Origin of the sequence: Pannonibacter phragmitetus DSM 14782, from assembly GCF_000382365.1 — a bacterium.
GTDB lineage: Bacteria > Pseudomonadota > Alphaproteobacteria > Rhizobiales > Stappiaceae > Pannonibacter > Pannonibacter phragmitetus.
The window spans coordinates 226,927-242,967 of the sequence record NZ_KB908217.1; the positions used below are offsets into that span (position 1 = coordinate 226,927).

General features: G+C 58.6%; 12 protein-coding genes and 1 tRNA gene. 11 read left to right on the plus strand and 2 right to left on the minus strand.

The window, feature by feature from the left end:
* The first annotated feature begins 561 nt into the window (after window positions 1-561).
* Window positions 562-1,941 carry a DUF930 domain-containing protein gene (locus H163_RS22445; protein ID WP_019964031.1) on the plus strand — a complete coding sequence of 460 codons (1,380 nt, stop codon included), beginning with the start codon at window positions 562-564 and terminating at the stop codon, window positions 1,939-1,941.
* A 30-nt stretch (window positions 1,942-1,971) separates the two neighbouring features.
* On the opposite strand, the gene H163_RS0107925 is transcribed toward H163_RS22445, so the two are convergent.
* Window positions 1,972-2,568, minus strand: a complete 597-nt coding sequence (locus tag H163_RS0107925) for a LysE/ArgO family amino acid transporter (RefSeq protein ID WP_019964032.1) — start codon at window positions 2,566-2,568, stop codon at window positions 1,972-1,974.
* Window positions 2,569-2,669: 101 nt separating this feature from the next.
* Between H163_RS0107925 and H163_RS0107930 the strand changes: the two genes are divergently transcribed.
* The 5 genes from H163_RS0107930 (at window position 2,670) to H163_RS0107950 (ending at window position 6,556) form a co-directional block, all read left to right on the plus strand.
* Window positions 2,670-3,572, plus strand: a complete 903-nt coding sequence (locus tag H163_RS0107930; RefSeq protein WP_019964033.1) for a LysR family transcriptional regulator ArgP — start codon at window positions 2,670-2,672, stop codon at window positions 3,570-3,572.
* 123 nt (window positions 3,573-3,695) lie between these two features.
* Window positions 3,696-4,085, plus strand: a complete 390-nt coding sequence (locus H163_RS0107935) for a DoxX family protein (protein ID WP_019964034.1) — start codon at window positions 3,696-3,698, stop codon at window positions 4,083-4,085.
* 131 nt (window positions 4,086-4,216) lie between these two features.
* Window positions 4,217-4,633: a ketosteroid isomerase-related protein gene (locus H163_RS0107940; protein WP_040678340.1), complete on the plus strand. Its 417-nt coding sequence runs from the start codon at window positions 4,217-4,219 to the stop codon at window positions 4,631-4,633.
* Between the two features lie 63 nt (window positions 4,634-4,696).
* Entirely contained in the window at window positions 4,697-5,797 is a 1,101-nt protein-coding gene (locus H163_RS0107945) for an NAD(P)/FAD-dependent oxidoreductase (protein ID WP_019964036.1), read from the plus strand.
* A gap of 171 nt (window positions 5,798-5,968) precedes the next feature.
* Entirely contained in the window at window positions 5,969-6,556 is a 588-nt protein-coding gene (locus tag H163_RS0107950; protein WP_026355597.1) for a GNAT family N-acetyltransferase, read from the plus strand.
* 94 nt (window positions 6,557-6,650) lie between these two features.
* Here the strand turns inward: H163_RS0107950 and H163_RS0107955 are convergent, their stop codons facing one another.
* Complete coding sequence (locus H163_RS0107955) at window positions 6,651-7,442, minus strand: SIMPL domain-containing protein (RefSeq protein ID WP_019964038.1); 792 nt, start codon at window positions 7,440-7,442, stop codon at window positions 6,651-6,653.
* 424 nt (window positions 7,443-7,866) lie between these two features.
* Between H163_RS0107955 and H163_RS0107960 the strand changes: the two genes are divergently transcribed.
* From H163_RS0107960 to H163_RS0107980, 5 genes are all read left to right on the plus strand, one after another.
* A tRNA-Ile gene (locus tag H163_RS0107960) sits at window positions 7,867-7,942 on the plus strand.
* A 94-nt stretch (window positions 7,943-8,036) separates the two neighbouring features.
* A complete protein-coding gene (locus H163_RS0107965; RefSeq protein ID WP_081625983.1) occupies window positions 8,037-9,734 on the plus strand; it encodes a tyrosine-type recombinase/integrase in 1,698 nt (565 codons plus the stop codon).
* Window positions 9,735-9,843: 109 nt separating this feature from the next.
* Entirely contained in the window at window positions 9,844-11,082 is a 1,239-nt protein-coding gene (locus tag H163_RS0107970; protein WP_208975348.1) for a DNA cytosine methyltransferase, read from the plus strand.
* Entirely contained in the window at window positions 11,075-14,062 is a 2,988-nt protein-coding gene (locus H163_RS22450) for an ATP-binding protein (RefSeq protein ID WP_019964041.1), read from the plus strand. Before H163_RS0107970 ends, H163_RS22450 begins: the two co-directional genes overlap by 8 nt.
* Window positions 14,059-16,005: a response regulator receiver domain gene (locus H163_RS0107980; RefSeq protein WP_019964042.1), complete on the plus strand. Its 1,947-nt coding sequence runs from the start codon at window positions 14,059-14,061 to the stop codon at window positions 16,003-16,005. The genes H163_RS22450 and H163_RS0107980 overlap by 4 nt, the downstream gene beginning before the upstream one ends.
* Window positions 16,006-16,041 lie beyond the last annotated feature (36 nt).

A 16,041-nucleotide genomic window follows, 5' to 3' on the forward strand; every position in this document is an offset into this window, starting at 1 on the left:
ATATCTCATCTTCTCTACCCACTATCTCCCATCACCATCGTCATTCCGGCCAAGCGCAGCGCGAGCCGGGACCGGTGAGCCGGGGTGTCTGTTGCTTGCTCTTCGAAAAACCGGTCAGGGGGCACGGATTGTGCGCTGTTGAAAACCTGAGCCGGCAGGCCGTGGCTCGCCTGTCCCGGATCTCCGCTCCGCTCTCGTCCGGGACGACGATGGAGAGGCAGAGGCAGAGGAGCCGCTGCATTTGCCGTGGCAGTTGCTGCATGCAAGCATCCCCACCGCGCGGTCCCGGCCTCCGTGCCGGGACCTGTAAGGGATTTTCTGCCTTGGTGCTTTGGGCGTTTTGCGACGCTCTGGAAGTTCGGCTGGCAGAAGAGGCTAAACGCCCCGCGTCCATAACAGGTCCCGGCCCAGATCCGGATATGGGGGCCGGGACGGCGCGAGGGGTTGGTTTTGTTCGTATCCTTATCCTGATGCGGACACCCACTTCTTCTTCCCAAAAAGATGATCCATCCCCGCACGCCATGCCTCCCTTTTGCCTGCGGGAGCGGGTAGGAAGGGGGCATGGAGCAAGAGGTCAGGGCAGACAAGCTCGCGGCAGACAAGGTCAGGGCCGGCAGAGGCACGGAGCGCAGGGCGGGCGGGCGTGAGGACCGGGATGGTCCGGCGCTGGCGCTGATGCTGTCGCTTGCCCTGCACGGGCTGCTGGCGCTGGTGCTTTTCACCAATGTCAGCGAGCCGTTTCCGGACATGACGCCTGAGCCCGAGGTGGTGGAGGTGGCGCTGGTGCCCCCGCCGCAGGAGGAGGTGCAGCCCGAGCCGGAAGCAACGCCAGAGCCCGAACCTGAGGCAGCGCCCGAACCAGAGGCAGCTCCGGAGCCTGAGCCCGCCCCTGAGCCGGAAGCGGTTGAGCCCGAGCCTGAACCGGAACCTGAAGCCGTGCCGGAGCCTGCGCCGGAAGAGGCCGCTGAAGAGGCCCCTGAGCCTGCCTCTGAAGCAGAGCAGGCGCAGCCCGAACCCGAACCGGAGCCTGAACAGCCGCAGGTGGCCGGGGCGCCTTTGCCCGTGGTGCCGCAGCAGCCCTATCCGGTCTTGCAGCCGGTGACGGAGTTCGGAGAGGAGGATACCGGCCCCGAAGTGTCGCTGGATGGTTCTGCTGCCGAGGCGCCCGAAACCGAGCCGGAGAGGCAGGGTGAGGCTGAGCCGCAGGACGTGCCAGAGTCTGGGCCAGAGTCTGGGCCAGAGTCCGGGCCTGAGGCTGAAAACCAGAGGACCGAAGAAGCCACGGAAGAGGCAGAGGCGGCGCCGGAAGCAGAGACTCAGGCGGCAGAGGCTGATGCGCTGGCAGAGCTGGCCGTGCTGGCGGAAGCCGCGGCCGATGAAGCGGGGCTGGAGCCAGGCCCTGCCGTGGAGGCGCCGGTGGCTGCCGATGGGGAACTGGCTTCCCCTGCGCCAGGTGAGGCAGAAGCTGCACCGGAGGATTTCGGCACCGTTGGCCCGATCGTGGCGCTTGCCGCGCCCCAGCCCAAGCCGCCCGTTGGGGCAGGCAGGGGCGCGGGGCAGGTGGTGGCGGGCGGTGTGCCGCTCAACATGGCGCGCCAGCTTTTTTCGACGCGCAGCAATGGCGGTGTCCGGGCCCAGACGGCCATGCGCGGCATGCCGCGGGAGGAGCGGGCGGATGTGCTGTGCATGACCGAATTGCGCGCCCAGCTGCTGTTTTCCAATCCGCCGCGGGTGCCGGAGCTGCTGCCGTCGTTCCGGCTGGCCACGGGCACTGTGCTGCAGACCCCGCAGACGGCCTTCCGCGAGCGCGGGCAGTGGTACAATCTCGCCCTGCGCTGCGAGCTGGATGCCGGCATCACGCGGGTCGTCAGCTTTGCCTTTGAGGTGGGCGGCCCGGTTCCGCGCGCCGACTGGGCCAAGCGCCGCCTGCCGGTCAATTGAGGCGGGGAAACTGAGGCGGGGCGTGTCCGTTCACACCACCAGCTTCACCGCCAGCCCGGTCATCACCATGGCGATCAGCCCGTCCAGCACCTGCCAGGAGGCAGGCTTGGCAAAGAGCGGCCGCAGCAGCCTTGCGCCATAGCCCAGCGTAAAGAAGAACACGGCGGAGCCAAGGCTTGCCCCGGCGGCAAAGGCCATTTCATGGCCGGGGTAGTTGGTGGCGATGGAGCCGATCAGGATCACCGTGTCCAGATAGACATGCGGGTTGAGGAAGGTGATGGCGAGCAGCGTGGCAAGCGTCGCTCTTAGTGAGGCGCCTTGCCCGATGCCTGCATCCAGCGCATTGCCGCCGCGCCAGGCCGAGCGCATGGACCGCAGCCCATAGGCCAGCAGAAACGCCGCCCCGCCATACCGCAGCACCGGCTCGATGCCCGGCAGCACGGCCGAGATGGCCTTGAGGCTGGTGACGCCCAGCGTGATCAGAAAGGCATCGCAGATGGCGCAGGTGAGGCACACCCAGAACACATGCTCCCCCCTCAGCCCCTGCCGCAGGATGAAGGCATTCTGCGCGCCAATGGCGACGATGAGGCCAAGGCAGAGAAATAAACCGGCAAGGGCAGCAGTCAACAAGGAAGGCTCCGGGATGCAAGGGCGTGTGCTGTTGTTTGACTAGCGGTTTGCGCAGGATTAGAAAATTTAAAGTTTCTGATCCTGATGAAGAGCTTCTAATGCGCCTTGAGGCAAGCCATCTGCAGGCGCTGGCCGCCGTGTTGCGGCTCGGCAGTTTTGAAAAGGCGGCACGTCAGCTCAATCTGACGCCTTCCGCCGTGTCGCAGCGCATCCGCGCGCTGGAAGAGCGGCTGGGCACGGTGCTGGTGGTGCGCGGCCAGCCCTGCCTGCCGACGCCCGCCGGCCAGCGCCTTGCCCGCCATGCGGAGGACGTGGCGCTGCTGGAGCAGGACCTGTGGCAGGACATCGGCAGCAGCCTGCCGGATGCGGGCGGTGGCTCCATGCCGGGCGTGCGGGTAGCCATCAACGCCGACAGCCTTGCCACATGGTTCGTGGCGGCCATGCAGGGCGCCGGGGATCTGCTGTTCGATCTGCAGATCGATGATCAGGACCACAGCGCAGGCTGGCTGCGCCGGGGCGAGGTGCGGGCCGCTGTGAGTGCCGATCCGGCACCGGTGCAGGGCTGCGATGTGGTGCCGCTGGGCGCGCTGGCCTACCGGGCAACCGCAAGCCCGGCCTTCATGGGGCGCTGGTTTGCCGGAGGTGTGGACGTTGAGAGCCTCGCCCGCGCCCCTGCCATGATCTACAATCTGAAGGACGGGCTGCAGGCCGCATGGGTGCGCCAGACCTTCGGTCAGGATGTGGTGCTGCCCGCCCACTACATCGCCTCCACCCATGCCTTTGTCGATGCTGCGGCGGCTGGCATTGGCTGGGGCATGAACCCGGAACCTCTGGTCAGGGCGCATCTCATGGACGGACGCCTTGAGGAACTGGTGCCCGGCACGCCGCTCACCGTGCCGCTCTACTGGCACATCAGCCGCTCCGCCGCGCCGGGCTTGCAGCGGCTGACGCAAGCCGTTCGTGCCGCTGCGGCAGATCATCTGCTTGCACCTGCCAAATGAAACATCTCGATAACGTGAACAGAATGCCGTTCAGGAATGCAATTGCATGCCGAATATGAAACGGTTATGCGTGATTCCAGAGGAATGGCAGGAAGCCATTCGTCAGATACATGCGAGGCACCCATGCGTTTTCTCACCAGCTTTTCGCCTGACCTTCTGAGCGCCTTGCGCATCATGTCCGGTCTTCTTTTCTTGCAGCACGGCACCACCAAATTTCTTAGCATTCCGGCCACGCAGATGAGCGGCGTTTCCGTCACCACCTTGCCGGGAATGGCCGGCGTGATCGAGCTGGTGGGCGGCGCCTTGCTGGTGCTTGGCCTCTTCACCCGCCCGGTTGCCTTCATCGCCTCCGGCACCATGGCGGTTGCCTATTTCCTCGTGCATCACCCCAAGGGCTTCTATCCGATCGTCAATGGCGGTGAACTCGCCGCGCTTTACTGCTTCGTCTTCCTCTATCTGGCTGCGGCCGGTGGCGGGCGCTGGAGCATCGACGCCATGCGCGGCGCGCGCTGAGCCTTTCGCGCCATCCGGATTTTGCAACGCCGCAGCCCCGTGCTGCGGCGTTTGCGTTTGTGCCCATCTTGCGCAACTCCGGCCGATGCGCTCAGATGCGTCAGTCGAATCCTGTCCTCGTGAGTTTTGCCATGACCTCTGCCCGCGTCCAGACCGAAGCCCTGATCAACGCCTATTACGCCGCCTTCAACCGGGGAGAGACGGATGCCATGCTGGCGATGGTGAGCGAGGATGTGGCCCATGACGTGAACCAGGGCTCGCGCCGCACGGGCAAGAAACTCTTTGCCGAGTTCAACGCCCACATGACCCGCTGCTACAGGGAAGAGCTGACGGACATCGTCATCTTCGCCAGCGAGGACGGCACGCGTGCCGCGGCCGAATTCATCGTCAACGGCACCTATCTCAGCACCGATGAGGGCCTGCCGGAAGCTGCCGGTCAGACCTACCGCCTGCCGGCCGGCACCTTCTTCGATGTGAAGGGCGGCAAGATCGCCCGCATCACCACCTATTACAATCTGGAAGACTGGATCGCCCAGGTCGGCGCCTGATCCGCGCCGGAGCCTCATCCCACACACAGACGTGCGGGCAGGGGCCCGCAGGAGAGCGGGACCATGCATGTCATCATCGTTGGCGCCGGTGTCACCGGTCTTTCCACCGCCTGGGCGCTGGTCAAACGCGGTGTGGAGGTGACGCTGATCGAGCAGGGGCCGATCCCCAATCCGCTGTCTGCCTCCGGCGATCAGCACCGCATCATCCGCCGCGCCTATGGCGGGCAGGGCGGCTATCAGCGCCGCATCAGCGATGCCTATGCCGCCTGGGACGAGATGTGGGGCGACTTCGGCGCCCGTCATCTCGTGGACACCGGCTTCATGGTCATCTCGCAGGAAGAGGGCGACGAGGGAGAAGACTACTGGCGCGGCATGGTGGAGGCCGGTTACAGCCTCGACCAGATGAGCCCTGCCGAGGCTTGCGCCCGCTATCCCTTCCTGTCGCCCGAGGGTCTGCGTTTTGTGGCCGTGCATCCGGAAGGCGGCGTTCTGCTGTGCCAGAAGATCGCCGCAGACATGCGGGCCTTCCTGCTGGCAAAGGGCGCAAGACTGCTGGAAAACACGAAGGTGGTGGCCGTTGACCGGGCCGCTGGGCGCGTCACGCTGGAAAGCGGCGAAGACCTGACGGGCGACCGGGTGGTGATCAGTGCCGGAGCCTGGGTGCTGAAGCTCGCTCCGGAGCTTGCGGTTGATCTTGCTCCCTACAGGACGGCGGTCGTCTATCTTGAACCTCCCGCAGACCTGAAGGCTGCCTGGGAAGCTGCACCGGTCATTCTCGATGTTGGCGGCAAGGTGGATGGCTATGTGCTGCCGCCGGTGCCGGGCACGGGGCTGAAGTTTGGTGCCGGCGTCCACAAGGTAAAGAACCCGGATGCGGACCAGAACCGGGGCATCGTGCCGGGCGAGGGCGAGCGCCTGCGCAATCACTTCTCCCCGCCCTTCGGCCGCATATCCGAATATCAGGTGACTGACACCGTAACCTGCGCCTACACCTTCACGGCGGACAATCATTTCTTCGCCCGGGAGGAGGGGCGTGCGGTCATCGTTTCCGCCTGTTCCGGCCACGGCTACAAGTTCGGCGCCGTGGCAGGGCAGAAGATCGCCGAAGGGCTGATTGCGGGGGATGTGGAGACGGCGCGCATCTGGCTGGAAGCGCGCGACTGACGCTGCCAGTCAGGGCGGGCTCATCCGGGCCGGGCTTCTGGCGGGGAAAGCCCTGCACCGGCCGCATGGCAGCTCTGCAAGGCAGATTTCATGCGGGCGGGGGCTTGATTTTGCCGTCCGCGCCCGCATCGTGTGGCCACAAGAACAGACATAAATCATATGGGAGAGAATATGCCGGTCACCGTGAAGAGCCTGACTGGAGGAGAACTTCAGGACGCATTGGACGATCTGGCGCGGCTTCGCATCGAAGTGTTCCGCGACTGGCCCTATCTCTACGACGGGTCCATGGACTATGAGCGCAGTTACATCAGCCGCTATGCCGGCACGCCCGGCGCCCTGATTGTTGCCGCCTTCGACGGAGACCGCATCATCGGCGCGGCGACGGGCGAACCGCTGGCGCAGGAGGTGATCCAGTTCCGCCAGCCTTTCGAGGACCGGGGCCTCAACCTCAAGGAAATCTTCTATCTGGCCGAATCCGTCCTCTTGCCGCAGTACCGGGGCCAGGGCATCGGCCACCGCTTCTTCGACGAGCGCGAGGCCCACGCCCGCAAGCTCGGCTTTGCCAAGGCCAGCTTCTGCACCGTGGTGCGCCCGGCAGATCATCCGGCCCGCCCGGCAGACTACCGCCCGCTCGACGGCTTCTGGAGCAAGCGCGGCTACAAGCCGCTGGAAGGCGCCACCGTCTATTTCCCCTGGAAGGACATGGGCGGCACGGAAGAAACCGAAAAGCCGATGCAGGTGTGGCTGCGCTATCTTTGAGGCTGGCTCATTCCGCTTGAGAGCGGCAGCCGGGACGGCTTGACGCTGTTTCAACAAGCCGAGGCTCCGGCCGTGACCGGAGCCTCACTGTCTTTCAGTCCACCAGTTCGTAAACGATGGTGACGCTCGCATAGAGCGTTTCCTCGCCTGCCATCACCGGCGCCGGTGCCCGGGCATCTTCCATGGCCATGGCCGCCATGCGGTACATCGGGCGCACGCCGCCATCGCCGCCTTCGGAAACGGACATCACCCGGCCGAGCTTTGCGCCGGAGGCCTTGGCGAAGAGTTCCGCCTTGCGGCGGGCATCGGCAACGGCCGCTTCACGGGCAGCATCGCGTTTTTCATTGGCGCCGGTGACTTCGAAGCTGATGCCATTGATGGTGTTGGCGCCGGAGGTGACCATGGTGTCGAGCAGCGGCCCGAGGCGCGTCAGATCATTCACCCGCACGCTGACCGTGTTGGACACCTGATAACCCTCGATCTTCGGCAGGCCGGAAGGGCCCGACTTGGAATAGTCGCCGTAGCGGGGCTGGACCGAGAAGTTGCTGGTCTGAATGTCCTTGGCCTCGACGCCCGCTTCCTTCAGCGCCGCCAGAACCGCATTGAGCGCGGCGGAGTTGCTGGCCAGCGCATCGGCTGCCGTTCCGGCGTCGGTGGTCACACCGCCCGAAAGCGTGGCCTTGTCCGGCACGGCGCTGATCGAGCCAAAGCCCTGGATCGTGATGAAGCGCTCGGTCTTCGCAGCAGCTTCCTGGGCAAAGGCAGGTGCGAGCGGGGCACTGAAAGCGGCAAGGCCCAGGGGCAGCACCAGCGCCAGTGCGGCAGCACGGGAGACGGCGAGCGGGCGGGAAAGCGCTGAACGAAGGGGGCGCGAATGCAAGGTCATGGGTGAAAAAATCCCTTGAGAACCAAAAGGCAGGCCGACATTTGCCCGGAAATAAGGCAGGCACAAGGCGTGAGAAGTCTTCAGAAACAAATCCGGTCTCAGAACCGGTCCGCTCGTGCCATGCCGTAAAGCCATCCGGACAGCACCATGCAAGGCCCTGCTGAAATCCCGGCATGCCTAGCCGCAGGGCTGCGGTGAAGCCTGTCCCTGACCTGATCGCATGCAAGGTTTGAGCAAGGGCAGGGTTTGAGGCGCCTGCATCCCGGGGGCTTGGGCACGAGGCATCAAGCTGCTGACCGGCCCCGCCGGACCTGCCCGCGCTGGTATTTCACAGCTGCTGCGTTAGTAGTTCATATGGACTACAAAAAAATTTGCAGCCCCCGCCTGAGTTGGTATACCACACTCCAGCCCGCACCACGGGCAAGGGCCTGTAGCTCAATGGTTAGAGCCGTCCGCTCATAACGGATTGGTTGGGGGTTCGAGTCCCTCCGGGCCCACCATACCTTACAAGTCATTGATTTTATTTAATAAAATTTTTCAAATCGCTGAAGCGTACACCGGAGCGTACACTGAAACGTACACCGGAATCTGAGCATGTATCTCTGGCGTCGTACTAACGGATACTGTTTTCAACTGAGAGTTCCGAAAAAATACCAGGTTTACCTGAGATCAACACCTTTACGTGTATTTCTCGGCTCGATCGACAAGCGAAGCGCAGCACGAATAGCAACTATCCTTGCTGCTCACGCATTTAAAAGTATGAGTGCGGCTGAGGACATGGACCGTAAGGCTTTGGAAAGCAGCTTAAAAGCTTTAAGTGCAGAGCTTCAGCTTCTTGAGAAGAAAAGACGTATATCTGCTCTGAAAGCACTTCAGCTTCAGACTGATGTTGAGCAATCTCTTATTGATAAGTCGGATTCTAAAACGCACGATTTGTCTGAGTGGAGTCTCAGCGAAGAATCTAAATACGCTCTTCAGTCTGCTGACAAAGAAACAGCACTCAAAAATGCATACGCGGCAACTTTAGAGCGCCTGAATTTCCTGAAAGGCGTTCTGGAAAAAGATCAAATCGCTGCTGAGTCCGAGAAAATCGGCTTGCACAGCGCGCTGCGTACTGTCGCGTCATTGCACACGATGTCGCCAGCCACCACACAGTTGCCGCAGAACGTCCCTCAAGCCGCTGCTGAGGCGCTTTCGGTGACTGAGGATGTGGACGACGGGGAGATAACCGCGAACACGCGCTTAAGCATTGCCGCCGAGGTCGTGTTGTCCGCCCGCCGCCGAGCGAAGGGAGACGGCTCCGCTCCGGATAGGTACCAGGAGCGACTGGAAACGGCCGTTGCAGCATTCATCGACGTTATCGGCGACCTTCCGCTTCGGAAATACCTCCCGATCCACATGCAGGATTTTGCAACGGTAATGGCCGAGATTCCCAGGAATCGCTCCAAGTATCCCGAGTTTAAAGGTGTGCCGCTCCGAAAGATTGCGGAAAAGAATCGGAAGAGGAAACCGTCCCTCCCATGCCTTGGGGTCACGACGATCCAAGGTACGGTTTCGGAAGTCTTGAACCTTTGGGGGAGGGTAACCGCAGGCATCGACGGCGTGAAAGACCTGAAGTCATATCGCATCGTCATGCCGTCAGCTGCGACGAAACGAACCGTGCGCGAGGGACTACCTACAGTGCACCTGAACAAATGGATTACGGCGGCAGCCGCGCAGAAGCCGCGTGACGCGCACAAGAGGTGGTTGCCGATGGTCGGTATGCTAACCGGAATGCGGCTCGGTGAAATCGTATGGCTTCAAGTTTCCGATTTGGCCGAGCTAGACGGACACACCGTCATTGATTTGCGGCGCCCGCTGGTGATCGACCGAAAAGAAGTTGATCGTCGCTTGAAGACTGAGACCAGCCCTAGGATCGTAGGTTTGCCGTCATTTCTTATTGAGGCGGGTTTCGTCGACTACGCTCGGAACGTCCGCAAGCGTGGATTTGTGTTTTCCGCTTTTCACACGGCGGACGACCCAGCTGATGCGGCGTCGAAGCAAATGACGAATTGGATGAAAAAACTCGGGATTCACGAACGGCAACGCCAGACGTTTCACTCTCTCCGACATAACGCTAAGCATTGGTACGCGAACGAGTTCGGTGAGCGGACCGCCGACCGCCAGCTCGGTCACGCCCCGGCGAACGTCAGTCGGAGTTACGGATTCCCGGTCCTTCAGTCAGAAGAAATTGAGAAAATCGCTGCAATGCCTATCCCCCGAGGCTTGGATCTGTCTCCGTTTGGGTCTTGAAGCGGGTGAAGCTGAAGTATGCGATTGATTTAGTGGAATATGGCCAGCATCCCGATTTACTCTTGGTTGATAGAATGTGAATATTAACGCGTTTAGGGTAGGCATTTTGGTGGCCCAAACTCCGGAGGAGTTCGTCTGTACCCCAGTACGTCGTTGTCCTTTTGATGCCGAGGGCTCAGCTAAAAGGTTTGAATTACTGAAGATGTATTTGGAACGACCAAATCAGGGCGAAAAGCTTGAAGCGATCCAAGTGCAAGTAAGCTTGGATGCCACTGCTCACCGAACTGAATTTCCGCCAATTTTCGTATACGACTTTTTCTCGGGCTGTGGCGGGACCAGTGCGGGATTCCGCGCCGCAGGAATGAAACCGATACTTGCTTTGGACATCGATCTGGAGGCACTTTCCACATTTTCGGAGAACTTCAAAGATGCCGCCGTCATCGCGCGGGACGTCCGTAAGCTTTCGACCGCCGATCTGGAGCATCTGTTCGAAAGGGAACGCACGAGTCCGATCCTGTTCAGTGCCTGTGCCCCGTGCCAACCATTCTCAAAACAAAACCGTCAGAAAAAGAGCAATGACGATCGTGCATCCCTCCTGAATGAACTCGGCCGCTTCGTGCGTCGCTTTCGTCCAGAGTTCGTGGTCGTTGAAAATGTTCCGGGGTTGCAGAACATCTCGGAAGATGAGGATGGTCCTCTTCACCAACTGGTAGAGTTACTCGATGAGCTGGGATACTGGCACACGACAAAAATCGTTCAAGCGCTGGACTATGGCGTCCCGCAAAACCGCCGAAGGCTGGTGATGCTGGCGAGCATTTTCGGACCAATTGGCTTTCCGAAGCCAAGGTATGGTGAAGGTCGCAAGCCGATGAAGACAGTTAGGCAGGCAATCGGCCATCTTCCACCAATCGAAGCAGGGACGTCGGATGACACGGTTCCGAACCACTATGCATGTTCGCTCGCTCCTCAGAACCTTGAACGGATCAGGGCGGTCAAGGAAGGCGGCGGGCGTCGTTCTTGGGCCGATCATCTCAAGTTGGAATGCCACAGGGAAGTAAGAGGGTATACGGACGTCTATGGCCGCATGAGCTGGGATAGTCCTTCGCCCGCTCTTACCACCCGGTGCATCAGTCTTTCCAATGGTCGTTTCGGGCATCCAGAGCAGGACAGGGCGATCAGCATTCGCGAAGCCGCATGTATTCAGACCTTTCCAGACGACTTCCTGTTCAAGGGATCAGTAAATGGAATGGCGCGCCAGATAGGAAACGCCGTCCCGCCGAGGCTGGCGGAGGAGATCGGCCGTTACCTGATCGAACACTTTAAAACTTGGAGCGACTCCGATGGCTAAATTCGGGGTTGGTGCGAGAGTAATTGACCTTCTCGGAAAACAGCAGGTCGCGGGGACGCCCACCGCCATATCCGAGTTGTTCAAGAACGCCCACGATGCTTATGCTCGAAACGCCGAGGTGGATTTCTACCGGGTTCGCAATCTCCTCATTTTGCGTGACGACGGTGTCGGCATGTCACGAGAGGATTTCGAAACACGTTGGCTTACGGCTGCGACAGACAGCAAACGCAAGACCGGATACATCCAGCCTCCTGAAACTGATCCAGATCAGGATCCGCGTCCCGTCATGGGCGAAAAGGGTATCGGGCGTTTGGCAATTGCCGTTCTGGGGAAACAGGTCCTCGTTCTCACCCGGAAGAAAACCAAGGACAATTCAGCGCCCGTGATTGCGGCCTTGGTCCATTGGGACCTGTTCAATCTTCCAAACATTCACCTTGGAGATTTGGACATACCACTTCGCGAGTTGCCGCCGGGAAATCTTCCGGACCAATCGGTCGTTAATGAAATGATCGGGGAGGCAAAGGCGAACCTCGCGGAACTTCGATCGAAGACCGATGCCGCGCTAGTTGATGAAATCGAAGCGGATCTTTCCGCATTTGCCGTTGATCCTGCGAAGCTTGCGGACGCAATCGTGCGTGGTCCAGATCTACGAGGAGAAGGTCACGGCACCCATTTCTATATCGCGCCGACGAACGAGACACTTGGGCTCGACATTGACGAGGGCGATGACGACAAGGCGACGCCAATGCAGAAGGCTTTGCTGGGGTTCTGCAATACGATGGCCCCAGGGCACATTCCGCCGCCCATGAGAACCAGCTTTCGCGATCACAAGGGCGAGGGGCTCTGGGAAGATATCATCGGCGAGAACCAGTTCTTCTCACCTGAGGAATTCGAAAAAGCCGATCACCAGGTTTTCGGATCATTTGATGAATACGGACAGTTCTCAGGAACCGTCCAGATTTTTGGCAGTGATCCTAAAGCAATTAGGATTCATTGGCCAAATGAGAGAGGGCAGATTACTCGTTGTGGCCCGTTCAAGATCTCTTTTGCATATGTTCAGGGAACTCGAAGAGAGACGAAACTGCCAAGTGATCTTTGGCAGGATATGAGCGTTAAGCTTAATCGTATTGGTGGTCTCTATTTGTACAGGGATGGAATCCGGATCTTACCTTACGGCGATTCAGACTATGATTTTCTCGAAATCGAACGTCGTCGGACCAAAAGTGCGGGCTACTATTTTTTCTCCTATCGGCGCTTGTTCGGGGTGATTGAAACGACACGCGCTGAAAACGAGAAGCTCGTCGAAAAGGCCGGTCGAGAAGGCTTTCAGGCAAATGCTGCCTACAAGGAATTCAAGCACATATTAGAGAATTTCTTTATTCAACTTGCCGCTGAGTTCTTCAGAGAAGGCGGTACGTCCAGCGACGAGTTCATCGCTATAAAGGAAGAAAATACAAGGAATTTTGAGATTCTTCGGAGGCGTGAACGACAAGTTTCGTCGCAACGCAGAAAACTTTCGGCCGATCTTGATGATTTTTTCTCGAAGTTCAATGAGAGAGCTTATGAGACTTCAGTTCAAGAGTTAATTGAAAGCTTCGACCATAGCCTCTCGGCCCTTTCTGCGAATGCCGCGGATGCTGATGCGTTGATAAAGTTGGAGCGGGATGCGGTCGAAGCGATTGATCGGCTACAGAAAGACTCGCGAGTTGTCCGTCCCCGAGGGGTCGGGCTCACCAAAGAGCAGTCCAGACATTGGGCAAGGTATGAAGTTGAGCGTCAACGTCTGGATAATAACGTGTTCGCGCCTGCCATGGATCGGGTTCGCGCACTCGTTTCCAGCACGCTCGAACGTTTGGGCCTAGCTATTCATGCTCGCAAGATTGCGTACGAAGCAATAACTTCATTTACGAATGATAGCGAGCGGCGGGTGAGGCGTCTCTCCTCCGAAGTCCGGTCTGGTGCGGACGAGTTTCGAGAGCAGGCCGTTCAGCGAACCAAAGACAGCATCCGCACGGTGAAGGAGATCATCGAGGCTAAGCTGATTGAATTCGAGCGGACTGTCGGGTCCGACATGCCTCTGGACGAAGTCGCTCGTGTTCAGTTTGAAATTGAGCGGGAAATCCAATCCACGACCGAAAAGCAATCTGGAGTTCTTCAACGACTTGTCGACCAATTACGTCAATTGTCCGCTGAAGAGGATTGGGACACAAGTGAAATTCTGGCGGCTATGGAAACGGATCTTGAGGACCGGCGGGCGCGCGAGGAGGAAAATCTACAACTGGCGCAAATGGGCCAGGCAATTGGGATTGTGCACCACGAGTTCAATTCGGTGATCCGCTCCGTCCGGAGAAACGTTCGTCGCCTCGAGCCTTGGGCTGAGCGAAATGAGAAGTTGCGCAAGCTCTACAACGAGATCAGTGACAGCTACGCGCATCTGGACAGCTACCTTTCCTTGTTCGCGCCGCTGAGCAGACGGCTTTCTCAGACCAAACGGGTAATCTCAGGAGGTGAGATCGCCAATTATCTTCAGGAACTCCTTGGCGATCGGATGCATCGTCACGAGATTGAGTTTGTCGCGACAGAAGCGTTCAAAGCCGCTGAAGTTGAAGCTTACGTCTCGACGCTGTATCCGGCATTCGTGAATATCGTCGATAATGCCTTGTTTTGGGTTACCCATGGCGAGCATGTCCGGACGACCTCAAGTCCGTTAGGACGGGAGAAAAGAGTCTTTCTCGATTACTCAGATGGTGAGTTCGTTATTTCCGATACGGGGCCCGGTGTGTTGCCCGTTGACGAATTGGCGATCTTCGAAACCGGCTTTTCCCGAAAGCCCAAGGGAAGCGGCCTAGGTTTGAGCATCACACGGGAACTCCTCGACCGCCAAGGGTACCATCTTTCGCTCGATTCCTATCGGGAAGGCCAGGGAGCAACTTTCCGTATCCGCTTGCCCGAAAATGCATTTTGGGATGATGAGAAATGACGTTTCAGGAACAGTGCCGAGAAGCGGCTCGTAAATTTTTACAGACGGTCGTGCTTGTTGATGACCAAGCTGACTACTCTGGCGAGGCAGAAAAAGCAGACAATAATTTCTCTTCTAAACAAGCGCGCGGCGATGTTTCTGAGACAAATTCGGCGATTGATGCGGCCGCAGTGAAGGCCGTTGAAACCGAAGAGGATGCAGATAACGCCAAAGCAGCAGGAGAAACTGCCGTTTCCGTCGTAGAAGACACTGCCGCCTATGAAGTTGAAAATGACATTTCGGAGCCGGACGAGTTCGATTCTGTACAGGAGCGTGACGTAAGGGAAGCTGTCGGGCTTCGCCCAAAAGAGGATTTGGATGCGGGCGCTATAACCAGAGGATTTGCGGAAAGTGGGTTGATTTGCTCAATCCTAAAACCATCAGCATCTGAGCCAATCGAAGACGAGGTTTCGAAGGTCGCTCCCAAAAGTGACGTGATCGTTCTCGACTGGGAAATGGGTGGCGGAGACAGTGGCGACACCACGATCAAAATCATCCAGAAGGTTTTCGATTGCGATAAGAAATCTGGAGAGCGGCTTCGGCTCATAGCTATCTACACAGGTATCCGCGACCTACACTCGATTTCTGAGAGGCTTGATAAGGAATTTGCCGAGTTGCAGATCGGCGCACAAAGTCTTGAGCTCCACAATCAAGCAGGAACCATCAAGGTCGTCGTCTTAGGCAAAGGGTTGGCCGCTGATCATGAAAAAGGCCAGGAAAGACATTGTGTGGAGGAAGACGGCCTAGCCGAGCGCCTTGTAGAAGAGTTCGCTCATTTCTCCGGAGGGCTTCTTCGCAATGCGACGCTTGCGTCTATGGGGCATCTCCGAAGCAATACTCATCGGCTTTTGGCGCGCTTCAACAATCGCCTTGATGGTCCTTTGGTAACTCACTACGCACTATTGGGTTCGCCAGAGGATGCGCAACAATACGTTGCTGATCTGATCCTCCAAGAGATCGAAGCACAGATACCGCTCAGCCGAGTATCCCGCACTTTTGCCGGGTACGAGAGTGTCAAGGCGCTCATGGACGAGAAATTCAGCGAAGAGTTGGAACCACAAATCATTATTGACAAGAAAGGGGACAAGACATTTCCGATCACGACTGCCAACGCAAAGTCTCTGGCGGAAGTCGGCGCTAAGGCCCTCAAGGATCGTCACGAAGATATCGCGAAAGCTCGCCTGGAGGGGGAAGATTTTGAAACGCTAGCTGACGAGGCAAAGGCTGAGAAAATCAAAACGGAAAAGGAACGGGTCGCCAGAGATCTGAATGGTGAAGGCTTGGCTGAGCGTCTGTATTGCCTGTTCGGGGATGAATATTCCGACGGTGTGAAGAACCATGAGGAATTTTCCATCGCGTCCGGGATCAAACGGTCAAACAATCATCTGGACGGATTTGAACAAGAGAACCTCCCTTCGGTGAAACTTGGGACAATCATTCACGATGGGGGGCATTACTATGTTTGCTTGACGCCCGTTTGTGACAGCGTCCGGAGAAAAGATCCTGCGAATTTTCTGTTCGGGCGACTTTTCGAAGACAAGAAGAAGTTCAATGTCGTTCTCGATGACAAGGGGACGAGAAAACGACTCTTCTTAAATCGTAAGGATGCATATCTCAAGACGTTCGAATTGCGTCCATCAGCAGACGGCACTGTCAGAGCTGAGATGAAAGATGGGGATGCCTTTGTCACGTTGGCCTCGGTTGGAAAAGCCGCACCTGCTGAGAAAGGTGAAGACAAACAGCAAGTGGCCGCCGCTGCTGAAGTGGAAACCGTTAGGTGGGTGGCAGAAATGAAACCCATGCAGGCTCAGCGGCTTGTTGGCGCGGTAACCTCCAATCTCTCAAGGATTGGCCTGGACGAGTTTGAATGGCTCCGGATGCTTGCTGATAATTGGTCCGGTTAAACCACTTCAGGCTTGAGCATCTTTTTCAGGGGCATT